Below are 23,513 nucleotides of genomic sequence, written 5' to 3' on the forward strand. Positions count from 1 at the left end.
CGTACCGCGGTCCCGTGCGTCGGGCCCTGACAACCTATGACGGCCCGGCAGCCGCTGTCGGTCCCCGGAAAGGGGGAGCAACTAGGCTCGGTGCCACCGGACAGCTGAACAGGGGGGTCCTCGTGCGTGGGCGGTGGTGGACGGGCGCGTCGGCGCCGCCCCCGGCACCCTCGCCGTCGGCCGGCGGGGCGTACCGCATGTACCGCAGCATCGTCGGTGCGCTCGCCTGCCTGTACGCCAGCCTCGGCGTCTTCACCGCGCTGCCGCTGGTGGGCCGCCTGGCGTGGTCCGACCCCACGGTCGCGCAGCGGGTGAGCATCTCGGTCGTCCTGGGAGTCGTGGCCGTCCTGGTCCTGCTGCGCGGTGAGCGGACGGGCCAGCTCGTCCTGCTGGTCGTCACCTTCGTGCTCGCCACCCCCGCGCTGGGCACGTTCCCCGTGGCCAACGACAGCACCGTGGGGATGCTGCTGTCCGCGATAGGGGTGATGGCGGCCCGGCTGCAGCCGATGACCCGCGCGCTCGCGCTCGTCGCGGTGCTCGGAGCGGTGCACGCCGCGACCGTGCTTCTACTCGACCTCCCGCAGGCCGGCCTGTCGCTCGACGCGATGGTCCTGGTCGTCGGGACCGCGGCCGCGGCGATCGGGTTCGTCAACGCCATGCAGGCCAGCGCCATCGAGACCGAGCGGGTCGCCGCCTCCAACCGTGAGCGCGAGCGCGACCTCACCCGCGCCGAGGCCGAGCTGGCCGCACGGACGATGAGCCGGCGGATCCTCCACGACGACGTCCTCGGGACGCTGCACCTCCTGTCGGACTCCACCGCACCGCCCGAGCGCGTACGCCAGCAGTGCCGCACCACGGTCGAGGCGATCCGAGGCGTCATCTCCTCGGACGACCACGACGGGGGCGAGGACCCGGCGGGTGCCGGGGCGGCCGACCCCGACCCGGGGCTGCCGGAGTCGTACGCCGGACTGGTCGAGGCGCTGCGCGCGCAGTCACCCGTGCCGGTCGACCTCGACGTCGCCGGTCGGCCCCAGCGCCTGCCGGTGCTGGGGGAGGAGCACCGCTCCGTCCTGGTGCGCGCCGCAGCCGAGGGCGTGCGCAACGCCGTGCGGCACGGCCACGTCGACGCGGTCACGGTACGGCTGGCCGCCGACCGCAACGAGGTGCGCGTCGAGGTCCTGGACCGCGGTGTCGGCCCCGGCCCGGCGCCTCGCAAGGGGTTCGGGCTGCGGGAGTCGGTGGAGCGGCCGCTCGCGCAGGCCGGGGGCCGCTCCGCGCTCCTCGAGCGCCCCGGCGGTGGTGCCGCGCTGGTCCTGGCGATCCCCCGCGACCCCGGGGGTGCCCTGCACCACGCCTACGGCCTCACCACCAACGGCCTGGGACCCGTCCGCGGCCTCGCCCGCACGGTCGCGCTCCCGCTCGGCCTCGCCTGGTCCGTCGTCGTGGTCAACAACGTCGTCCGGCACCCGGAGACGTGGACGTCCGTCGTGGTCGCCGTCGGCTGGCTGGCGGTCACGGCGGCCATCGTGCGGCGCATCGAGCGCGGGGGCCCCGGGCCCGCGTGGGTCACCCTCGTGGCGCTGGCGACCGTCGTCGTGCAGGTCCTCGGCCTGGCCCTGCTGCCGGCGGGGGCGATGCTCGACTTCCGGTCGTGGTCGATCGGCATGAGCGCGGTGCCCCTCGTCGTCCTGCTGCTCTCCCTGCCCCTCCCCATCGGCCTCCCGGTGCTGCTCGTCCACGTGCTGCTCGTCCTCCTCGCCCCGCAGGTGCGTCCCGAGCTGACCGGCGGGCTGTTCCCGTGGGGGTCGCTCAACGCCGTCATCACCTGCCCCGTGCCCTCGCTCGTGCTGGGCACGCTGATCCGCCGCCAGGGCAGGTCGTTGCGGGACCTGCGGCGCCTGGAGCGCGCGCTCGACCAGCGCCGGGCCGCGGATGCATGGCGGGCCACCATGACCGACCTCTACTTCACCCACGTGCGCGACGAGGTGCTGCCGTGGCTCGACGAGATCGCCCGCGGCGAGCGCACGCCGGACGCGCCCGACACGGTCGCCCACGCGCGGCTCCTCGCCGTCGCCGCACGCGACGACCTCTACGCCCCGGGGTTCTTCGACGACGCCCTGCGCGACGACGTGGCCCGGTTCCGGTCCGAGGGCGGGGTCGTCGAGCTGCGCGCCGGCCTGCACCCGGGCGCCCACGAGCGCGCCCTCGGCCGGGTGCTGCGCGCGCTGCTGCCCGCGTCCCCCGGCCGCCGGATCATCGTCACGCCCCCCGCGGCGGACGACCGCCGGGTGCGGATCTCGATCGTCCCCGCACCGGACGCACCGGCCATCGACGCCGCACGGGCTGGAGCCGGGTCCGCCCTGCGCGCCGACGTCGACCCCTACCGCGCCGTCCTGCTCGTCGACGACCTCCCCGGATCGGGGTAGAGACATGACCGTCCGAGAGGGGTATCCCTTCCCTGTGAGCACCGACCGAGCCTCCGTCGCCGTCCTCGACAACCAGGAGGTCGTCCGCGACGGCGTCGCGGCGGCCGTGGGCCGGCACGCCGACGACCTCGTGATGGCGGGGTCCTATGCAGCGGTCGAGCAGGTCGACCTCACGTCGCCGGGGCCGGACGCCCTCGTGCTGGACCTCTACCTCGGACGCGACGACGAGCTCGTGCTCGAGCACGTCCCGGCCCTCACCGGCTGGGCCGGTGTGGTCGTGCTGCACACGGCCGAGGAGAAGCCGGTCCCGCTGCGCCGCGCGCTCGCCCTGGGGGTGCACGGCGTCGTGCTGAAGAACGACGGCACCGAGGCGCTGCTCGACGTCGTACGCCGCGCGCTGGCGGGCGAGTTCGTCTGCAGCAGCGTGCTGGCGGAGGCCCTGGTCAGCGACCCGGACGTGATGCCGCGCCTGACCGCCCGCGAGGTCGAGGTGCTCGACAACCTGCGCGACGGCCTCACCCAGCGCCAGGTCGGCTCACGCCTCGGGGTCGCCGAGGAGACCGTGCGCGCGCACCTCAAGTCGGTCCGCGCGAAGTACGTCGACGTCGCGCGCGACGTGACCAACACCGGCAGCCTCATCCGCGAGGCGGGCCGGGACGGCTGGATCTGAGACGGGGACCCGACCGGCTCCGGTCAGGCCCGCGCGGTCTCCACCTGCTCCTCGATGGCCTCCACGGTGGCGGCGGCGTCGCCGGCGGTGGACGCCTCGTGGTCGAGCGCGGCGATGAAGCGCTCGGCGTCGAGCGCGGCCTGGCAGCCGGTGCCGGCGGCCGTGATGGCCTGTCGGTAGTGGTGGTCCACCAGGTCGCCGGCGGCGAAGACGCCCGGCAGGTTGGTCTTGGTCGACGGGTGGTCGACGAGCACGTAGCCGTCGTCGTCGAGGTCGACCTGGCCGGTCAGCAGCTCCGAGCGGGGGTCGTGGCCGATAGCGATGAACAGGCCGGTGACGTCGAGCTGGCGCTCCTCGCCGGTGACCGTGTCGCGCAGGTCGATCGACTCGAGCTTGTCGGCGCCGTTGATCGCGGCCACCTCGGAGTTCCAGACCATCTCAAGCTTGGGGTCGGCGAAGGCGCGCTCCTGCATGATCTTCGAGGCGCGCAGCTCGCCGCGGCGGTGGACGAGGTAGACCTTGGAGGCGAAGCGGGTGAGGAAGGTGGCCTCCTCCACGGCGGAGTCGCCGCCGCCGATGACGGCGATGGCCTGCTCGCGGAAGAAGAACCCGTCGCAGGTCGCGCACCAGGAGACGCCGCGGCCCGACAGCTCGTCCTCACGGGGCAGGCCGAGCTTGCGGTAGCCCGAGCCCGTCGCGAGGATCACCGAGCGCGCGGTGTAGGTGTCGGTGGCCGTCCTCACGACCTTGACGTCGCCGGTGAGGTCCACCTCGACGACGTCGTCGGAGACCAGCTCGGCGCCGAAGCGCTCGGCCTGGGCGCGCATCTCGTCCATCAGCGCCGGGCCCATGATGCCGTCGCGGAAGCCGGGGAAGTTCTCCACCTCGGTGGTGTTCATCAACGCACCGCCGGCGGTGACCGATCCCTCGAAGACCAGGGGGTTGAGCGAGGCGCGAGCGGCGTAGACGGCTGCGGTGTAGCCGGAGGGGCCGGAGCCGATGATGATGACGTTGCGCGTCTCGGTGCTGGTGCTCATGAGCGGTCAGTGACTCCTGGTGGGATCTGGGGACGGACGTGGTGTACGCCGGTCTCAACCGATCGTAGGCGACCGTTGTTCCACGCGGGCGGGCCCGGCTCAGGGCGCGGGCAGCACCGTCTCGCGCAGCGGCTCGTCGCCCGCGCCGCACGCGTAGACCGCCACGCGCTGCTCGTCGCCGCTCGGTCGCCCGTAGACCACCACCACCGGCACGTCGTCGAGGGTGGCGTACGCCCGCCGGCCGGGCCCGAGGCCCGGCATGAGGCAGTCGCCGAGGATGCTCGCCTCGGCGGAGTCCTGCGAGCGCGGCCGGGCCGCGGCACGCAGGCGCAGGAGCTGGGCGTCGAGGGTGTCGTCGTCGGCGGGCGCCAGCTCGGGGGCGTCGGTGAGCCCCCGCTTGGCCTCGGGCGTGAGCTCCGACGACATGGCGCTCGGGTCCTCGATCCCCGCCCCCGCGTCGTCGGAGGCCTCGGGGGACGGTGCCGACTCGGCCTGCGACGCACCGCCACTGTCGGCGGAGTCGTTCGCCCCGCGCGGGAGGGCCTGGCCCAGGGCGACGCCGGCCACGACCACCGCGGCCGCAGCGAGCACGCCCATCCCCGTGAGCCGGCGGCGTCGGGCCCCCAGGTCGACCACGGGTGCGCTGCCGGCGTCGCCGGACTCCGCGCGCTCGGCGACCAGGGCGGCCAGGGTCTCGTTGAGGCGGCTGACGACCTCCGGCGGCGGCGGCCCGTCGTGGCGCGCGTCGGCGAGCAGGCGTCGTACGGCCTCCTGCTCGGGCGTCAGGTCGGACGGGTCGGTCATCGGTGGTCACCTCCTCCGAGGCAGCGGCGGGTGGGACAGCGGCGGGTGGGGCAGGGCTGGGCAGGGCTCGGGGCTCAGGACACGGGCGGCCCACGAGGGCGCACGGTCGGTTGGACGGGGCCGTCGGGCGGCGGGTTCCCGTGAGGCGGGTCACCGTCGGGCTGGTGCAGGTCGGCGAGCAGCGCGGCGAGCTTCGTACGCCCGCGCGAGCAGCGCGACTTCACCGTGCCCTCGGCGCAGCCGAGCATCTCGGCGACCTCGGCCACGGGGTAGCCCTCCATGTCCACGAGCACCAGGGCCGCCCGTTGCTCGGCCGGGAGGGTCGCGAGCGCGGCCAGCACGCGCCGGCGCCGCTCGGCGTCCTCCGCGGCCGCGTCGGGCTCGTCGTCGTGGACGGCGGTCGCGACGACCGTGCCACGGTCCTCGACGTCGTCGGGCAGCGCGTCGAAGCGCCGGATCTTCGCTGCCCGGAGCCGGTCGAGGCAGGCGTTGACGACGACCCGGTGCAGCCAGGTCGTGACGGCGGCGTCGCCGCGGAAGGAGCCCGCCCGGCGGAAGGCGGCGATCATGCCGTCCTGGAGCCCGTCGGCGGCGTCCTCGGGGTTGCCCATCGTGCGCAGCGCGACGGCCCAGAGCCGGTCGCGGTGCCGGGCGAAGAGGACGCCGAAGGCGTCGGCGTCGCCGTCGACGTGGGCGCGCAGCAGGTCCAGGTCGGACCTGTCGTCGGTCGGCGGGGTGGTCATCCGAGCACCTGCACCTCGGTGATCGTGCCGCGGAAGCCGCCGTCCACGGGCGGCAGCAGCGTCAGCCAGATGGTGACGTAGCGCCCGGACACGGCCTCGTCGAGGTCGATGGTGAGGTCGCCGGTGCCGGACTGCGTGGCGACGGGGGTCAACCCCGCGATGGCGGTCGGCGCGTCGGTGGTGACGTAGGCCGCGAGCGAGGTCTCGCCGCCCTGCGTCGACACGACCACCCGGCGCACGCCCTTCACGGCGCCGAGGTCGACGACCAGGCCGACGCCGGTCTTGAGCCCGCCGGGACCGAAGTTCTGCAGGTAGGTCGAGGTGCTCCACGAGGTCGCGGGGTCGCCGTCGAGGACGTTGGCCACCGCGTCCGGGTTCTCCTGGCCGCCGTCGGTGCCCTGCGGGTCGAAGTCGTCGGCCACCAGGCCCTCGAACGGCGTCGGCGCGGCGGCGGACGGCGAGGCGCTCGTCGTGGGCTCGTCGTCCGACTCGGTGATCGCGGGACGCCCGAGCTGGTAGGCCGCGACGGCAGCGACGCCGACGAGCAGGCAGAGGCCGACGATCATCGCGAGGCGGATCCAGCTGCGTCCCGGCACCTGGTCGTCGGTGTCCTCGAAGCCCTCGCCGGTGCCCCAGCGGTCCTCCGTCCACTGGCCCGAGCCCCACGAGCCGGTGTCGCGACCGGGCGGACGCACGCCGGAGTCGCGCGAGCCGTCCTGCGAGGAGTCCCAGGGCCAGTAGTCGGGGTTGCCCTGGGCGGCCTTGCTGCCGGCCCGCGGCCGTCGTACGGGCTGGCCGTCCGGCGGGTCCGGCGCGAACAGCGGCTTCGGCGTCGGGTCGCTCAGCGGGGGCGGGGGCGCGGGCTTGTCGGCGCGGGCCCGCAGCCAGTCGACCTCGTCGTCGTCGTGGAACACCGGCATCCCGGCCTGCGTCGGCAGGTCGGTGCTGGCGGTGGGAGGCGCCGGCTGCACGACGGTCTCGGGGCCGGCCTCGTTCGCGGGCTCGACCACCGGCGCGGGCTCCGGTGGCGGCTCGACCACCGGCGGGGGCGCGGGCTCCGGTGGCGGCTCCTCGGCGCGGAAGTCGGTGGTCACCTGCGGCTCGGGCTCCGCGGCCGGGACGTCGGGGCCGGGCGGCACCGCTCCCCGGTTGACCGGCACCGGGACGTGGGTCCCGGTCATCTCGCCGACGTAGTCGTGGAGCAGGTCCCGGGTCTCGTGGGCGGACGGGTGCGCGGCGCCCTCGACGTCGCCCGGATTGAGGACGCGGTCGCAGTACGCGTCGAGCGCGCGCGGGATGCCGGCGCGGACGCGCCGGGGGCGCAGCACCTCGCCGTGGACCTCGGGAGCGGGCGGCAGCGCCGACTGCGACACCCCGGCCCACTTGCCGGTGAGCGCGCAGTAGAGCAGCCCGGCGAGGTCGACCTCGTCGACGTTGACCCGCCCCGGCGGCAGCCCGCGCAGGGCGGCCTCGACGCCGAACCCGATCAGGCGCACCTGGCCGTGCTGGTCGATGAGCACGTTCTCCGGGGTCAGGCAGCCGTGCGCCAGCCCGGCGTCGTGCGCCTCGGCGATCGCGTCGGCGACCTCCGCCACCAGCCACGCCGCCCGGCGCGGGGGCAGGGGGCCCTCCCGGGTGAGCAGGATGTCGAGGGAGTCGCCCTGTCCCCACTCGTTGACGACGAAGCAGCGACCGTCGACGACCTCGGCGTCGAGCACCCGCAGCAGGCGCCGGTTGATGACCGGTCCGGCGCGGCGGGCCGCCTCGATGACGGGGCCCGAGCGCTCGTCGTCCGCGGCGAGGATGTGCACGGCGACGGGCCGGTGCAGCACGAGGTCGTGCGCGCGCCAGAAGCGCCCGTTGCCCGCCTCGGCGAGCAGGTCGTCGAGGCGGTAGCGCTCGGCGAGCACGTCACCGGCCTGCATCCACGTCGTCACCGCGCTCACCCCCGTTCCTCCGCTCGACCCGGCGCGATACCTGCTTGCGGCCACTCTAGGCAGTCCCGGCCGGCAATCAGCGGCGGCGCAGCCGGGCCGTCACGGTGTCGACCAGCGCGGTCACCTCGCGCACGTGCAGGAGCCGGGCCCCGAGCAGGACGACCAGCAGCCCGACGCCCCCGCTCAGGCCGCCGCGCAGCAGGCCCAGCACCGGGCCGGGCCGGTCGCCCAGCCCGGACAGCGCGAGCTCCACGAGCCAGGCCGCCGCGCCCGCCGCGGCCAGCACCAGCGCCATCCGGACGAGGAAGCGCACCAGCGCTCGTGCCTGGAGCCCGCCCACCTGGCGCTGGAGCAGGACGAAGCTCGCGACGGCACCCACGGCGTACGACGCGAGGTAGGCCACGACCAGCATCGGCGCGGTCTCCTCCGGGGGCCGCGACGGCACGAGCACGGTCGCCACGACGATGTTGGTGAGGGAGACCGCGAGCTGGATGAAGAACACCAGCCGGGTCATCTCCATGGCGTAGAAGCCGCGCAGCATGAAGTAGTGGACGGTGAAGAACACGAGCGCCGGCCCGAAGACCGCGAGCGTCGGCGCGAAGGCGGCCGCGGCGTCCCGGTCGCCCCAGCCGAAGGCCACCGCGGCGACGTCGTCGGCCACGACCGGCAGCAGGACGGCGAAGGGCAGCACGAGGGCCAGCGCGGTGCGCAGCGTCGAGCCCACGGTGGTGCCGAGCTCGTCGAGCCGCCCCTCGTGGGCGTAGGTCGACAACCGCGGCAGGATCGCCGTCGCCAGCGACACGGTGACGATCGAGTGCGGCACCATCATGATCAGCAGGCTGCTGGAGTAGATGGTGTAGCCGGTGCCGTCGCCGCCGTCGGCGGCGCCACCCGAGGCGAGCTTGACGACCACGAAGTACGCCGCCTGCGTCGCCACCACGAACAGGACGGTCCACACGCCGAGGGACAGCGTCTTGCGGAGCTCGGGGTCGCGGAAGTCGAAGCGCGGGCGGTAGGTGAAGCCGGACGCGCGGAGGTAGGGCAGCAGCACCAGGCACTGCGCGACGATGCCGAGCGTCGACCCGAGGCCGAGCAGGACCTCCTGGCCGGTGTCGAGCGGGGCGTACTTCCCTGGGCCGTCGCCGACCGGGCCCCAGACGAGGAGGTATGCGACGAGCATGGCCACGGACAGGGCGTTGTTGGCGATCGGCGCCCACATCATCGGCCCGAAGCGGCCGCGCGCGTTGAGCACCTGCCCGACCAGCACGTACATCCCGTAGAAGAACACCTGCGGCAGGCACCAGCGGGTGAGGTCGACGATCGACTCGAGGTGCGCGACCCGGTCCGGCTCGAGGTAGCGGCCGTCGAGGTAGAGCCGCAGCAGCCACGGTGCGCCCGCCACGAGGATCGCGGTCACCGCGCCGAGGAAGAGCGCCGACAGGGTGATGACCCGGCTGGCGTAGGCGTCCCCGCCGTCGGGGTCGTCCTTGATCCGCCGCACCAGCTGGGGGACGAGCACCGCGTTGAAGATGCCCCCCGCCAGCAGGATGTAGACCATGTTGGGCAGCGTGTTGGCAATGGTGAACAGGTCGCCGCGCAGCGCGTAGCCGAGTGCCGCGACGAGCAGCGCGCTGCGGATGAAGCCGGACGCGCGGGAGAAGATGGTGCCGGCGGCCATCACGGCCGAGGACGCCAGGATCCGCTGGTCGCTCATCGGGCCTCGGGGACCGGCGTCGCCGGGTCGGCCGGCGCGGCGGCCGGGTCGGCGGCCGCCAGCTCGGCCCGCCGGGCGCGGATCTGGCCCGGGAGCCGGTAGCCGATCATCCCGAAGAGCACGAGGGCACCGACGGCCATCGCGATCCAGATCAGGGCGCTCACGCGCGCCGCGCGGATCGGGAGCCGGTCCGCGGCGCCGAGCGGGACACCGTCCACGCTCGCCACCACGAAGCGGACCTCGTGCACGCCCGCGCTGCCCGCGGTCGCCTTGTAGCGCACGACCGTCCGTGCGCGGGGGCCGAGCGCGCGCACCCCGTCACCGGTGAGCGTCAGGTCGCCGTCGGTCTGGACCTGCAGCTGCACGGTGACGGGCTGGTCCAGCCCGTTGACCAGCGTCGCGCCCAGACGTCCCGAGTCACTGGAGAGCGTGACCGCGCGCGGCGCCTCGACGCGGATGCGGTCGAGGTCGGCGCGCAACGCGTCGTCCACGCGCCCCGCGGCGGCGCGCGCCTGCGCCTGGCGGGAGCGGTGGTGCTCGGACAGCGTGACGAGGACCTCGTCGCGGACGTACGCCTCGATGCGCGTCTGCAGGGTGAGGACCTGCTCGAGCAGGGTCGCGGACTCGCTCGCGCCGTTCGCGGCGGCGAAGCTGGCGCCCGCGAGCTCCGCGGAGACGTCGTCGTCGCTGTAGGCGACCTGCGAGGCGGGGAGGCCCTTGGGGGTGCGGGACGCGACGTCGCCGAGCGGGACCACGTCGAGCCACGACCGGTCGAGGTCGGTGAAGAACGTCGCCGCGTCCTCGCCGCGCCACACCGTCGGGAGCGTCACCACGAGCGGGGCCGTGTTGCCCGACATCGTGCGCAGGGCGGCCTCGCTCAGCAACCGCTGGCGCAGGGCGAGCGGGTCGTTGGCCGCGGTCGGTCCGGGCCCGCCGGCCTCAGCGCCCGTGCTGGTCACGACCACGTCGTGCCCCAGCAGCCGGACCACCGACCCCGGCGTGGTCGGCGGCACGGCGAACGCGATGTCGCCGAGCAGGATCGTGGTCTCGCTGGGCAGCGCCTCGATCGCCTCGGGGCTGAGCAGGCCGCTGCTCGGGGCGACGGTGGGCTGCGAGGGCAGGGTGAGCAGCGCCATGATCTCCGCGCCCCGCGTGACGGCCTGCTCGAAGCGGGTCCGGTCGTTGCGCATCGCCGCGGACACGTCGAGGTCGCCGTAGGGCAGCGTCAGCACGGGGGTGGCACCCACCAGGAGGCGGAACCGCTCCAGCCACGCCGCAGCGGCGGCGGCGAGCTCGGCCTCCTCGGGGGTCGGCTCGTCGGTGGCCTCCGGCTGGGCCGGGGTCAGCGTGTCGCCGGTGTCCTCGGGCGACGGCGTGCTCTCGGTCGGCTCCTCGGTCGGGGTGGGCTCCTGCCCGGGGACGTCGGGGTCGGGGGCGATGCTGCGGGGGAGGTTGCCGTTGGCCAGCCGGGCGATCGCGTGGAGCACCGCGGGGTCGACGAGCCAGCTGTACGGCGTCGTGCCGGCCGACTCGGCCATGTCGAGGACGCCGTCGAGGCTGCCGCCCTCGGCGAGTCGACGGGCCCACCGCTCGGTCCCCCCGACCGAGCCGTCCTCGGCGTACCAGACGGGGTTGCGGATGGAGAGGATGACCGAGGCCTCCTGGCTGGCACCCCGGGTCGGCCGCATCGGGATGAAGGTGCGGGCGCGCCCGTCGGCGACGTCGTCGCGCGGCGTCGTGGGGCTGTCACCGAGGGCGTGCACGCCGATCCAGTAGACGCCCTGGTCGCCGACGGCGTCGAGCAGCTCGACGGGGACGGAGTCGTAGAACGCGGCCGACTCGCCCGGGGCGAGCTGGTCGATCGTGGCGAACGTGCCCGGCTCGGTCACCCGCTCGCCGACGAACTGCGAGGGGTCGCTGATCGCGGAGGTGGCGAGGTTCGCGGCGTCCAGGATCGGGGTGGCGGAGGAGAACGCGTGCACGTTGATCCGGGTGTAGGTCTCGTCGCTGACGTTGGTCACGGTGCCGCTGATCTCGACGTCGCCGCGGCGCGGCAGCTCGGGACTCATCGCGTCGATGTGGACGACCAGGGGGTCGGTGTCCTTCGCGGGCGCCGCCGCTCCGGCCGGCGCTACCAGCCCGATGCCCGCGCAGCCGAGGGTCAGGAGCCCCGCCAGGGCAGCACGGAACGACGAGGGGCGGGGCACGCACCGATGTTAGATGTTCGGCCCCACCCGGGCGGCACGTAGACTGGCCTGTCGTGTCCGACGTCGCCCTGCAGCCCCTCACGATCGTCGAGATCCAGCGCCGGGTCGCCTCGGAGCTCACGCGGATCGGATCGGTGATCGACGAGCTCGGCGCACGCTTCGCCGACGCGGGCGAGGAGCTGGCCCTCGTGGGCGGCCCCGTGCGCGACGCGATGATCGGTCGCCTCCAGAACGACCTCGACTTCACCACCTCCGCGCGTCCCGACGTCACCGAGCGCCTCGTGTCCGGCTGGGCGGACGCCGTGTGGGACATGGGTCGCGACTTCGGCACGATCGGGTGCCGCAAGGGCGCGTGGCAGGTCGAGATCACGACCTACCGCTCGGAGTCCTACGACCCGTCGTCGCGCAAGCCCGAGGTCGACTTCGGCGACTCCCTCGAGGGGGACCTGGGCCGCCGCGACTTCAGCGTCAACTCGATGGCCGTGCGCGTGCCGGGCCGGGAGTTCGTGGACCCCTTCGGTGGCATCGTCGACCTCGCCGAGCGCGTGCTCCGCACGCCGGGCACCCCCGAGGACTCCTTCTCCGACGACCCGCTGCGGATGATGCGGGCGGCGCGGTTCGCCGCCCAGCTCGGCTTCTCGGTCGCCCCGGAGGTCGTGGAGGCGATGACCGCGATGGCGGGCCGGATCGAGATCATCTCGGCCGAGCGCGTGCGCGACGAGCTCGTCAAGCTCGTCTGCGCCCCGCACCCCCGCCTGGGCCTGAGCCTCCTCGTCGAGACGGGACTGGCCGACCACGTCCTGCCCGAGCTCCCGGCGCTGGCGCTCGAGCGCGACGAGCACCATCGCCACAAGGACGTCTACGAGCACACCCTCACCGTGCTGGAGCAGTCCATCGACCTCGAGCACCGGCTCGGCGGCGGGCCCGACTTCGTGTCCCGCTTCGCCGCGCTCATGCACGACGTCGGCAAGCCACGGACGCGACGCTTCGAGGACGGCGGCGTCGTGACCTTCCACCACCACGACGTCGTGGGCGCCAAGCTGACCCGCAAGCGGATGCAGGCGCTGCGCTTCTCCAACCACGACATCGACGCCGTCTCGCGGCTGGTCGAGCTGCACCTGCGGTTCCACGGCTACGGGTCCGGGGAGTGGACCGACAGCGCCGTACGTCGCTACGTCCGCGACGCCGGCGACCAGCTCGAGCGGCTGCACATCCTCACCCGGGCCGACTGCACCACGCGCAACCAGCGCAAGGCCGACCGCCTGCGCCGGACGTACGACTCCCTGGAGGAGCGCATCGCGCGACTGTCGCAGGAGGAGGAGCTCGCCGCGATCCGGCCCGACCTCGACGGCAACCAGATCATGGACGTCCTGGGGATCGGGCCGGGCCGCGAGGTCGGCCAGGCCTACGCGTTCCTGCTGGAGCTGCGCATGGACGAGGGGCCGAAGTCGGCGGAGGACGCCGAGGCAGCCCTCCGCGCGTGGTGGGCCGGCCGGGCCTGACGACCCTCAGCCGGGCCGGATGGAGTCCTCACGCGGCACGCCGAACGGGCGGTCCGCCGGCAGGTTGACCCCGCCCTCGGTGCCCTCCACCGTCGTGCACTCACCGCTCGGCACCTCGCACGTCAGCAGCGCGGGCATGGTCCACGAGACGTCGGCGCCGTCCGGGGTCGGCGTGAGGGCGACAGCCGTGTCGTCGTCGAGCCAGCCCCCGACCAGCCACTCCCGGGCGGTGCCGCCCGGGACGGTGGTGGTCACGGCCGCGCCGTCGGCCGGCCGGAGCCTGCTCACCGGCGCGGAGAACGGCTGCTCGAGGATGCTCCAGGAACGGTCGGCGTTCCACAGCGGGGGCTCGGGGTTCAGCGCGCGGTACCAGTCCTGCTCGACAAGGTCGGTGCCCGACAGGTCGAGGGTCTCGACCTCGCCCGAGGACAGGTCGTGGGCGATCACGTCGCCCAGCCCCCCGACGTACGCCGTGCCGTCGACGACACCGAACACGGACACGGGGGCGTCCTCGTAGAGGTCGGTCCAGTCCTCGTCGCCCGGGGAGTCGTCGGGGACCAGGCCCTCGTCGCTGCGGACGACCTCCTCGCCGGTGGTCAGGTCGACGACGACGGCCTCGGCGGACCCGGCCCCCTCGTCGAGCCGGTCGATGAAGGCGAGCCAGCGCCCGTCGGTGGTCGCGGTCAGGCTGCCGATCCCCGGGTGGGCGCCCGTGTCCTCGATCCCGTCGGGGGTGGCCAGCCGGAGCTCGGGGAGCCTGTTCTGCTCGAGCTCCCCAGGCTCGGCGGCGGCGAACCAGACACCCGGCCCGGCCACGACGTAGCTCCCGGTGAGGTCGCCGGTGTCGATGGTCGAGCCGTCGGGCAGGTGGACCTCGCCGCCGGAGGCCCACACGAGGCCGTCGGCGTCGACCGGGGACCCGGTGCTCGGCCACGACGCGTCGCCGCTCGTCGTGCTGCCGGCGTCGGAGCACCCGGTGACGACGACGGCGCACGCGAGACCGACCACGGCCATCGACGATCGGCGCAGGAGGGTCATGACACGAATCGTTGCAGGAAGCCGAAGAGGCCGTCGCTGCGCGAGTCGGCGTCCTCGTAGTCGTTGGCGGCCGCGATCAGTCCGGTCGCGGTCACGTCGGAGGAGATGCGGGACTCGCCGATCCACGTGGCGGTCGTGTCGAGGTGGGTGTCGACCTGGCTGACCAGGCCCGCGGCGCCGGGGACGGTGCCGAGGCTCGCCGTCGGGAGGTTGAGCCGGGCCACCCGCTTCTCTGCCTGGTCGAGACCGGCCTCCGCCTCGGCGAACCAGCCGCTGGCCGCCTGGAGCGTCGCCGGGACGACCTGCACCTGCCCGGCGAGGCCGAGCTCGTCGTAGGGGGTGATGGTCATGAACATCGACGCCCAGAGGTCGTCGGGGTCCTTGCCGTCGGGATCGGAGTAGGCCGAGGACCCCGACTCGTAGGTGGTCAGGATCCCGTCGGGCGTCATCACGGCACCCTCGGACATGGTGGGCAGCTCGACGGTGCGGAGCGGGTCGGGCAGGCTGCCGCCCCCGGTCACGTCGCCCAGGTTGTAGCTCTGCAGCGTGCTGCCGTTGTCCCGGCCGCGCGAGGTGCTGAAGACGATCTCGTTGCCGCGCACGGCGATGCCCTGGACCTGCGTGGGTGCCGGGAAGGGCCCCTGCTCGTCCGTCCACTCCTTCGACGCGGGGTCCCACGTGTAGGTGTACAGGACGCCCTCGCCCGACTTGTCGTGCGAGGCGACGTACATCGTGTCGCCGCTGACGGTCGTGGCGGCACTCGCGGCCACGGTGGTCGGGGGGCCGCTCGGGTGCACCGTGTCCGTCGGCGATGCGCCCGACAGGTCGGACAGGGAGTAGGGGACGACCTGCGTCGGGTCCGAGCTCGAGGCGACCCACACGGTGCCGTCGTGCACGAAGACGCCGCCGGCGTGGTCGGGCGGTGCACCGCGACCACCGCCGAGCTCGACGGTGTTGAGCGTCTCGCCCGTGTCGGGGTCGATGATGCTCAGGGTCGCGAGGTAGGACGTCGTGCCGTCCGCGTTGGTGACCGCCTCGTAGCCGGTCTGCAGGAGGTTGCCCGTCGCGGGGTCGTAGCCCAGTCCCTGCGGGGTCCAGGCGCGGTCGTCCTGCCCGGTGGCCAGGGTGTCGGGGATGACCGGGCCCGGCATCGTGCCGTGCTCCAGGTCGCGCAGCATGGACTTCACCAGGCCGAGCTCGAGCCAGTCCTCCTCGTCGGTGCTGAACGGGTCGGTGTGGAGGAAGTCGCGCGCCTGCTCCAGCGTCTCGAAGTAGGTCGTGCGGACGACGAGCAGGTTGTTGGTCGCGGTGAACATCACGACGAACATCGTGAGCGCGTCGGTGGCGTGCTTCTTCGCCGCGCGGTACTCGCGGACCTGCTCGTCCGCCTGCTTCTCCATGCGGTCGTAGCCGTCGGCGGCCATCTCGAGCGCGATCGCCGCGCGGTTGAGGCGGTTGAAGCACACCTCGGCCGACGCCCGGGTGGCCCAGGCACGCATGTTGTACGTCCGGCGCGCGTCGTCGCTGTCCCAGTCCGGCCGGTCCTGGGCGTAGCGGATCAGCTCGATGCTGTCGCGGACCCGCGTCATGGAGTCACGGACGTCCTCGCGCAGCGAGCGGATCGTCGAGGAGCTCCCGGACGTCATCTCCGCGTGCAGGGCCTCCGGCCCGGTGCCCACTCCCATGGCCGCCCCCTCTCGTCCTCGTGCCGGCGTCGACCGACCCGGTGAACGTGCCACGGATCGGCGCGGTCCAAACCCCCGGAGGACGACGAACGCCGGGTCGGCACGTGCTCGACCCCGTGTCACGGGGGCGGGTACGGCAGCCGACCCGGCGTCGCAGCCGGTGCGGGAGCGACCTCAGGTCACTCGCCGGCGATGAACTTCTCGAGCTCGGCGCGGCCGAGGTCGTCCGGCATCTGCACCGGCGGGGACTTCATCAGGTAGGTCGAGGCCGGGATGATCGGCCCGCCGACGCCACGGTCCATCGCGATCTTCGCGGCGCGGACGGCGTCGATGATGATGCCGGCCGAGTTGGGGGAGTCCCAGACCTCGAGCTTGTACTCGAGGTTGAGCGGGACGTCGCCGAAGGCGCGACCCTCGAGGCGGACGTAGGCCCACTTGCGGTCGTCGAGCCACTCGACGTAGTCGGACGGGCCGATGTGGACGTTGCGGTCGCTGACCTTGTCGGCGAGCTCGCCCTTGAGGTTGGACGTCACGGCCTGCGTCTTGGAGACCTTCTTGGACTCCAGGCGCTCGCGCTCGAGCATGTTCTTGAAGTCCATGTTGCCGCCGACGTTGAGCTGGTAGGTGCGGTCCAGCGCCACGCCGCGGTCCTCGAACAGCTTGGCCATCACGCGGTGGGTGATGGTCGCGCCGACCTGGCTCTTGATGTCGTCGCCGACGATCGGGACGCCGGCGTCCTCGAACTTCTTGGCCCACGCCGGGTCGGAGGCGATGAAGACGGGGAGGGCGTTGACGAAGCCCGCGCCGGCGTCGATCGCGCACTGGGCGTAGAACTTCGCGGCCTCCTCGGAGCCCACGGGGAGGTAGCACACGAGGACGTCCACCTCGGCGTCCTTGAGCGCCTGCACGACGTCGACCGGCTCGGCCGCCGACTCCTCGATGGTCTGGCGGTAGTACTTGCCGAGGCCGTCCAGGGTCGGGCCGCGCTGGACCTCGACACCGAGGGTGGGGACGTCGGCGATCTTGATGGTGTTGTTCTGCGAGGCGTTGATCGCCTCCGACAGGTCCTTGCCGACCTTCTTGTCGTCGACGTCGAAGGCAGCCACGAACTGCACGTCACCGACGTGGTAGTCGCCGAACGCGACGTGCATGAGCCCGGGGACGGTCCCGGCGGGGTCCGCGTCCTTGTAGTACTCCACGCCCTGGACGAGGGAGGTGGCGCAGTTGCCCACTCCCACGATCCCTACTCGTACCGAACCCATGGGGCTCTCCTTCTCATCTCTGGGGGTCTGTGCTTGATCTGTGCAGTGGTTCTTGGGGGGTCTTGGGGTCGCCGCGCTCCGCGCGGATGAGGTCGGAGAGCCAACGCACCTCGCGCTCGACGGATTCCACGCCGTGGCGCTGGAGCTCGCCGGCGTAGCGGTCGACCTCGGCCTGCGTGCGGGCGAGCTCGTCCTGGACACGGGCCAGCCGCTCCTGCAGCCGGGAGCGACGTCCCTCGAGGACGCGCAGCCGGATCTCCATGTCGGTGGAGGAGAAGAACGCGAACCGGATGTCGAAGTTGTCGTCCTCCCACGCCGTGGGGCCGACCTCGGACATGAGGCGCTGAAACTCCTCGTTGCCGGCCGCGGTGACCTCGTAGACGATGCGCGGGCGCCGGCTCGTGGACGTCGTGGTCGTGGCGACCTCGGTGATGAGGTTGGCGCGCAGCATCTTCTTCAGCGCGGGGTAGAGCGAGCCGTAGGACAGCACGCGGCCCCAGCCGAGCATGAGGTTGAGGCGCTTGCGCAGCTCGTAGCCGTGCATGGGTGACTCGTGCAGCAGTCCGAGGACTGCCAGCTCGATGGTGTCACCGCGACGCGCCATGTGACCTATCGTACCGATATATCCGCAGGCGACGAATCAGGGATGCCGCACCCCCACCCGTACGCTTGTCCGGTGAGTGCGAAGAAGCGACGGGCCGACGGGAAGGCCCAGACCCGGCGGCCCAAGCCGCGGCGTACGGGGAAGCAGCGAGCGGGCCGGATCGCGAAGTTCCTCGCGATCTTCGCCGTCGTCGGCGCCCTCGTCCTCGGCGGTGTCGTGGTGGTCCTCTACCAGGCCATCAGCATCCCGAACGCCAACACGGCCTTCGAGGCACAGACCACCTTCGTCTACTACCGCGACGGCAAGCAGCAGCTCGGCACCTACTACGACGAGCAGAACCGCGAGTCGATCCCGCTGGGCGAGATGCCCGAGACGCTGCAGGACGCCGTCGTCGCTGCGGAGAACCAGACCTTCTGGACCGACAAGGGCATCGACCCCAAGGGCATCCTGCGCGCCCTCTTCTCCAACGCCCGCGGCAACGCCCGCCAGGGTGCGTCGACGATCACCCAGCAGTACGTCAAGATCCTCTACCTGACCAGCGAGCAGAGCTACAAGCGCAAGATCAAGGAAGCGATCGTCTCGCTCAAGATCCAGCAGAAGCTCAGCAAGGAAGAGGTGCTCGAGGGCTACCTCAACACCATCTACTTCGGTCGCGGTGCCTACGGCGTGCAGGCGGCCTCGCAGGCCTACTTCGACCACGACGCCGAGGACCTCAACCTCCGCGAGTCGGCCGTGCTGGCCACGGTGCTCAACAACCCGTCGAAGTACGACCCGGCCAACGGCGAGGAGGCCAAGGAGGACCTGAAGGGTCGCTACGAGTACGTCCTCGACAGCATGGCCGAGATGGGCACCATCACCACGGCCGACCGCGACAAGGCCCTCAAGAAGCTCCCGAAGTTCCCCAAGATCGCGGCACAGAGCCAGTTCGGCGGCCAGAAGGGCCACATGCTCGCCCTGGTCAAGCAGGAGATCCTCGCCCGGGGCATCGCCAGCGAGGACGAGGTGGACGGCGGTGGCCTCCGCATCACCACGACGTTCGACCCGACGGTCATGTCCGACGTCGAGGAAGCGGTCGAGGAGCAGCGTCCCGACGCGGGCATGCCCGGACCGCCCGGCAACAAGGACCTCCACATCGGCGCCGCCACCGTCGACACCCAGACCGGCGAGCTCCTCGGCTTCTACGGCGGCCAGGACTACCTGCAGTCGCAGATCAACTGGGCCGTGTCCGGCGGCATGGCCGGCTCGACGATGAAGGCCGCCACCGACGTCGCCGCGATCCGTGACGGCTTCTCGCTCAACGACACCTTCGACGGCAACAGCCCGATCGACATCGCCGGCACCGAGTTCGAGAACCAGGGCGACGAGAGCTACGGCTCGGCCGTCTCGATACTCACCGCCACCGAGAACTCCGTGAACACCGCGTTCGTCGACATGGTCGACTCCATGTCCTCCGGCCCCCAGAAGGTCATCCAGGCCGCCGAGGACATGGGCATCCCCGGCAACGAGACCGAGCGGTGGGGCATCCCCCGCAAGTCCATCGACTTCCAGGAGAACGTCGGCGTCACCCTCGGCACGGCGCAGGTCAGCCCGATCAACATGGCCAACGCCTACGCCACGCTCGCCAACGGCGGCACCCGCAACGACGTCCACGTCGTGCAGAAGGTCGTCGACAAGGACGGCGAGGTCCTCTACGAGGCCAAGGAGCGCAGCAAGCAGACGATCGACACCGACATCGCCTCCGACGTCACCTACGCCCTCCAGCAGGTCGTGCAGTCGGGATCGGGCTCCGAGGCGCTGGCGCTCTCCCGGCCCGCGGCCGGCAAGACCGGCACCGCCACCAACGACGACGGTGACGTGTCGTCCTCGTGGTTCGTCGGCTTCACCCCGCAGGTCTCGACCGCGGTGATGTACGTCCGCGGCAAGGGTCGCGAAGGACTCGACGTGCTCCGTCCCGACGGGGCCGACCTCTGGCTCCCGACCAGCTCGGACGGCCGGTCCGGCTACTTCGGCGGCAACTACCCGGCCAAGACCTGGACCTCGATCATGCAGCGCGTGATGGAGGGCAAGGAGGTCGAGGACTTCCCGGAGCCGGTCTACCTCGACGGCGACGCACCCGAGGACGGCCACGAGTACACCCCGCCGCCGCCCCCGCCGCCGCAGCCGACCAAGCCTGCGACGCCGACCGAGACCGCGGGTCCGCCCGAGGAGCCGACCGAGGAGCCGACGCCGACGGAGGAGCCGACGCCGGTCCCGACTCCCACGCCGACCCCGACGCCGGTCCCGACCCCCACGCCGACCCCGACGCCGGTCCCGACCCCCACGCCGACCCCGACGCCGACGCCCACCGAGACGGTGCCGACGCCCACGCCGCGGCAGCAGCTGCGCCACCACCATCCCGACTCCAGGCCCTGAGGGTCGTCGTGGACCGCCGGCCCGTGGAGGCGCCCACGCGCACGGACCCGGTCGCCGCGACCATGTCGGAGGTCGTCGGCGGCCCGCTCGGTGACCACGCCGGCGGGCACCGCTGGTGGGGGCCGGCGCGCGTGCTGGTCGGTGCCACGTCGCTCGTGCTGGCCGCGGGGATGGCGAGCAAGTCGGCGTGCGTGCCGTCGGGGTGGAGCAAGCCCGACCAGCCGTTCGCCCAGCTCTGCTGGACCGACCTCGCCGGAGCACCGATCGACGCCGGCCGCCCGCCCCACGTCGCGACCTGGCTCGAGCGGGCCGCGGCGGCGCTCCCCGGCGACGGCACCGTCGCCACGACCGCCGCGCTGGCCGTGGTGCTCGCGGCGCTGGCGCTCCTCGCGACAGCCCTGCTCGTGCGCGTTGACCCCCGCCGCCCCTGGGCGGCTGCGGGGTGGGCGTTCGGTCCGGTGCTGCTGGTCCACTGGCTGTCGTGGGACCTCGTGCCGGCCGTCGCGGTCGCCGTGGTGCTCTGGGCCTGGACGTCCGGTCGTGGCTGGGCGGCCGGCGCCGCGGCAGGCGTCGGCGCCGCGTTCGCGCTCCCGGTCGCCGTCGCCCTCCTCGGCGTGATCGCGGTCGGCGGCAGGCTGCGTGACCGCGTCGACGCGGTGCTCGCGGCGGCGGCGGCGTACGTCGTCGTCACCCTGCCCGGGCGCGCCCGGGGGGAGACCCCCGACCTCGGGTCGATCTGGCTGTTCCTGGACCCGGTCGGTGTCGACGGGTCCGCCCGGACCCGCACGGCCGTCCAGGTCGTCGTGCTTGCTCTGGCGGCCGTCGCGGTGTGGTGGCTGGTCCGGCGCACGGTGGTGGTCAGCGCGATGACGACCGCACGAGCCGGGCTGGTCGTGCTGGCGGCCGCCCTGGTGGTCGCGCCCGCCGCGCCGCCCGAGCAGGCGCTGCTGGTGCTGCCGCTCGCGGCCATCGCCGTACGCCGCTGGCGGGACCTGCTCGTGTGGCAGGGCCTGACGCTGCTGAGCTCGGTGATCACCGGGTGGTACGTCGGCCAGGCCCTGCTGCCCACGGTGACCGACGACGGCCGGGCCTACTGGCTGGCGATCCTGCTGCGGGTGGCGGGCCTGGTCTGGCTGGTCGTCGCGGTCCTGCGCGACGCGGAGCCCGCGCCGGCGGTCGGCTCAGGTGACGACGACCCGGTCGAAGTCGGTGGCGGTGAAGCGGACGCGGACCTCGATGTCCTCGCCGACGCGCGGGACGCGCGCGCCTGACGGCACGAACAGCATCGACGCCTGCATGTGGGGCGGCTCGGCGAAGAGCCGCTGCTTGCCGTCGATCGAGAAGGGCGAGCGGACGAAGCCGACGGCGTCGAGGCCGCCACGCGCCAGCGTCGCGGCCCGCGCCTTGAGCGACTGGTCGCCCGTGGGCGCCTCGAGCCCGATCCCGTGCGCCGTGCCGCCGCTGACCACGACGATGTGCCCGTGCTTGGGGGCGCTGCGGCCCCGGTAGCCGAAGGTGTCGCCCCGCTCCACCTCGTGGACGTCGAGGACGGTCGCGGTGACGCGCAGTGCGGCGCGGTCGCCGAGCCAGAGGTCGGTACCGATCCTGGGTCGCACGGTGAAGTCCGGGTAGGTCGTGGCGAGCCGGGCCAGCTCGGAGGAGGTCAGGTGGGAGACGAACACGGTGCGGGTCGGCAGGCCCGACGCGACGACGTCGTTGATCAGGCGGGTGACCTCGCCGAGGTGCGAGGTGGTGTTGAGCGGCAGGTGCATCGCCACGCCACGCAGACCGCTGCGGCCCGTGCCGAGCGCCTCGGCCGCGGCCGCGAGGTCGCGCCGCGACATGCCGTGGCGGAGCATGGAGGTGAGCTGCTCAAGGACGAACCGGGCGTCGGGGTCGCGCTCGCGCAGCGCCGTGAGGTCCTCGGGGCGGCTGACGGTGTGCACGACGCGCTTCGCGGCCCGGGCGTCGAGGTCGAGGGCGGCACCGAACGGCCGCCACGGGGTGAGCACCAGCACCTCCCCGTCGTAGCGGGTGGCGACCTCGCCCACCTCGTCGTACGTCCCGACGGAGAGCAGGTCCAGCGGCGCCCCGGTCTCGTCGGCGTGGTCGGCCAGCCACTGGCAGCGGCGCGCGAGCCGACCGACGGACAGGCCGTAGCCGTTGCCCTTCACCACGGGGACGATGCCGGGGTGGGCCCGTGCGGTCCGGAGCAGGTGCGAGCGCCAGCGCTCGCCGTCGACCGTCAACGTCAGACTCATCGTCCGATCACCCACGCCTCGACAGGTAGACCTGGAACGCCTTGTAGATGGCGCGGTTGACGGGCAGGTCCCACTCGCCGGCGTGCTCGACGGCCTGGCCGCCGGTGCCGACCTTGAACTGGATCAGCCCGACGTGGGGGTCGTCGGCGTCGAGGGTCTCGGTGATGCCGCGCAGGTCGTAGACGTGGGCGCCCGCGGCGATGGCGTGGCGGATCATCGCCCACTGGACGGCGTTGGAGCCGCGGACGTCGCGCTTCTCGGTGGACGACGCGCCGTAGGAGTACCAGGCGTGGGTCCCGACCCGGATCGCGATCGTGGCGGCGACCAGGTCACCCTCGTGGCGGGCCAGCCAGAGCTGGATCCGGTCGGGGTCCTCGGCCGCCAGCGCGTCGTGCATCGTCTGGAAGTAGGACAGCGGCCGCGGGGTGAAGTGGTCGCGCTCCGCCGTGTGCACGTAGAGGTCGTGGAACGCCTTGAGGTCGGCGCGCTCGCCGAGGGCTACCTCGACCCCGGCCTTGTCGGCCTTCTTGATGTTGCGCCGCCAGAGCTGGTTCATCCCCTTCAGCACGTCGTCCTCGGAGCGGGGTGCACCGTCGGCGTCGACCAGCGGGACCTGGAAGTTGAACTGCGGCTGGCCGGCGGAGAAGCCGCCCTCCGCCGACTGCTGCTGCCAGCCCAGCTCGTGCAGCTGCGCGACGACGCGGGCGCCCTCGCGGGACCGCTCCAGGGGAGGCACGTCGCCCAGCCGGTGCACGGAGTCGTCGGCGATGCCGGCCTTGACCTGCTCGGCCGACCACCGGCGCGTCACGACCGGCGGTCCCATCCGTACGGCGAACGCACCCTGCCTGCGCAGGTGGGCCACCATCGGCGCCAGCCACGCCTCGAGGTCGTCCCCGGACCAGTCGATCACGGGTCCCTCGGGGAGGTAGGCGAGGTAGCGCTTGACGCGGGGCAGCTGGCGGTAGAGCACGAGACCGGCGCCGACCTGCGCGCCGTCGCGGAACCACCCGATCGACTCGGCCCTCCACTCCGACTTCACGGCCGCCCAGGCGGGCGTCTGGAGGAAGCTCGCGGACGACCGACCGGCGATGAAGTCGCGGTGCTCCTGCGCGGAGATCGGGCGCAGCGTCGGGGATGTCGTCACCCGCACGAGGCTACAAGGGACCAGACACGACCCCCGTACGTGTCTGGTCCCTACGTGAGGTGAGACG

17 protein-coding genes are annotated in these 23,513 nt (G+C 73.2%); 5 read left to right on the forward strand and 12 right to left on the reverse strand.

The genetic code is table 11. The features are described 5' to 3' along the window. Positions 1–197: 197 nt before the first annotated feature. Positions 198–2,426: a sensor histidine kinase gene (locus F4692_RS07340; protein WP_179618898.1), complete on the forward strand. Its 2,229-nt coding sequence runs from the start codon at positions 198–200 to the stop codon at positions 2,424–2,426. Positions 2,427–2,460: 34 nt separating this feature from the next. Further along, positions 2,461–3,096 carry a helix-turn-helix transcriptional regulator gene (locus F4692_RS21755; RefSeq protein WP_179618899.1) on the forward strand — a complete coding sequence of 212 codons (636 nt, stop codon included), beginning with the start codon at positions 2,461–2,463 and terminating at the stop codon, positions 3,094–3,096. A 23-nt stretch (positions 3,097–3,119) separates the two neighbouring features. Here F4692_RS21755 and trxB read toward each other — a convergent pair whose 3' ends face one another. From trxB to F4692_RS07375, 6 genes are all read right to left on the reverse strand, one after another. Then, a complete protein-coding gene (gene trxB, locus F4692_RS07350; protein WP_179618900.1) occupies positions 3,120–4,133 on the reverse strand; it encodes a thioredoxin-disulfide reductase in 1,014 nt (337 codons plus the stop codon). 99 nt (positions 4,134–4,232) lie between these two features. Continuing rightward, complete coding sequence (locus F4692_RS07355; protein ID WP_179618901.1) at positions 4,233–4,937, reverse strand: hypothetical protein; 705 nt, start codon at positions 4,935–4,937, stop codon at positions 4,233–4,235. A gap of 74 nt (positions 4,938–5,011) precedes the next feature. Further along, positions 5,012–5,680: an RNA polymerase sigma factor SigM gene (gene sigM, locus F4692_RS07360; RefSeq protein ID WP_179618902.1), complete on the reverse strand. Its 669-nt coding sequence runs from the start codon at positions 5,678–5,680 to the stop codon at positions 5,012–5,014. Continuing rightward, the gene (locus F4692_RS07365) at positions 5,677–7,626 is read right to left on the reverse strand and encodes a protein kinase family protein (RefSeq protein WP_179618903.1); all 1,950 of its coding nucleotides are present in this window, start codon (positions 7,624–7,626) and stop codon (positions 5,677–5,679) included. The genes sigM and F4692_RS07365 overlap by 4 nt, the downstream gene beginning before the upstream one ends. 67 nt (positions 7,627–7,693) lie before the next feature. Next, a complete protein-coding gene (gene murJ / locus F4692_RS07370; RefSeq protein WP_179618904.1) occupies positions 7,694–9,331 on the reverse strand; it encodes a murein biosynthesis integral membrane protein MurJ in 1,638 nt (545 codons plus the stop codon). Then, positions 9,328–11,538 (reverse strand): DUF6049 family protein, encoded by a 2,211-nt coding sequence (locus tag F4692_RS07375; protein WP_179618905.1) that lies wholly within the window; start codon positions 11,536–11,538, stop codon positions 9,328–9,330. Before F4692_RS07375 ends, murJ begins: the two co-directional genes overlap by 4 nt. A 53-nt stretch (positions 11,539–11,591) precedes the next feature. Between F4692_RS07375 and F4692_RS07380 the strand changes: the two genes are divergently transcribed. Continuing rightward, positions 11,592–13,040 (forward strand): CCA tRNA nucleotidyltransferase, encoded by a 1,449-nt coding sequence (locus F4692_RS07380; protein WP_179618906.1) that lies wholly within the window; start codon positions 11,592–11,594, stop codon positions 13,038–13,040. A 6-nt stretch (positions 13,041–13,046) separates the two neighbouring features. On the opposite strand, the gene F4692_RS07385 is transcribed toward F4692_RS07380, so the two are convergent. The 4 genes from F4692_RS07385 to F4692_RS07400 form a co-directional block, all read right to left on the reverse strand. Then, the gene (locus F4692_RS07385) at positions 13,047–14,078 is read right to left on the reverse strand and encodes a hypothetical protein (RefSeq protein ID WP_179618907.1); all 1,032 of its coding nucleotides are present in this window, start codon (positions 14,076–14,078) and stop codon (positions 13,047–13,049) included. After that, entirely contained in the window at positions 14,075–15,763 is a 1,689-nt protein-coding gene (locus F4692_RS07390; protein WP_179618908.1) for a YncE family protein, read from the reverse strand. Before F4692_RS07390 ends, F4692_RS07385 begins: the two co-directional genes overlap by 4 nt. Positions 15,764–15,942: 179 nt before the next feature. Then, entirely contained in the window at positions 15,943–17,025 is a 1,083-nt protein-coding gene (locus F4692_RS07395) for an inositol-3-phosphate synthase (RefSeq protein WP_179618909.1), read from the reverse strand. Positions 17,026–17,038: 13 nt separating this feature from the next. Beyond that, complete coding sequence (locus tag F4692_RS07400; RefSeq protein WP_179618910.1) at positions 17,039–17,629, reverse strand: PadR family transcriptional regulator; 591 nt, start codon at positions 17,627–17,629, stop codon at positions 17,039–17,041. 72 nt (positions 17,630–17,701) lie between these two features. Here F4692_RS07400 and F4692_RS07405 point away from each other — a divergent pair, with 72 nt between their 5' ends. Together F4692_RS07405 and F4692_RS07410 are read left to right on the forward strand one after the other, a co-directional pair. Beyond that, the gene (locus tag F4692_RS07405; protein WP_179618911.1) at positions 17,702–20,041 is read left to right on the forward strand and encodes a transglycosylase domain-containing protein; all 2,340 of its coding nucleotides are present in this window, start codon (positions 17,702–17,704) and stop codon (positions 20,039–20,041) included. An 8-nt stretch (positions 20,042–20,049) separates the two neighbouring features. Next, positions 20,050–21,312 carry a hypothetical protein gene (locus tag F4692_RS07410; RefSeq protein ID WP_179618912.1) on the forward strand — a complete coding sequence of 421 codons (1,263 nt, stop codon included), beginning with the start codon at positions 20,050–20,052 and terminating at the stop codon, positions 21,310–21,312. Here F4692_RS07410 and F4692_RS07415 read toward each other — a convergent pair. After that, a complete protein-coding gene (locus F4692_RS07415) occupies positions 21,223–22,302 on the reverse strand; it encodes an alanine racemase (protein ID WP_179618913.1) in 1,080 nt (359 codons plus the stop codon). The genes F4692_RS07410 and F4692_RS07415 overlap by 90 nt on opposite strands. A gap of 7 nt (positions 22,303–22,309) precedes the next feature. Continuing rightward, positions 22,310–23,446 carry a lipid II:glycine glycyltransferase FemX gene (locus F4692_RS07420; protein WP_308645196.1) on the reverse strand — a complete coding sequence of 379 codons (1,137 nt, stop codon included), beginning with the start codon at positions 23,444–23,446 and terminating at the stop codon, positions 22,310–22,312. Positions 23,447–23,513 lie beyond the last annotated feature (67 nt).

It is taken from the genome of Nocardioides cavernae, from assembly GCF_013410035.1.
Classification (GTDB): domain Bacteria; phylum Actinomycetota; class Actinomycetes; order Propionibacteriales; family Nocardioidaceae; genus Nocardioides; species Nocardioides cavernae_A.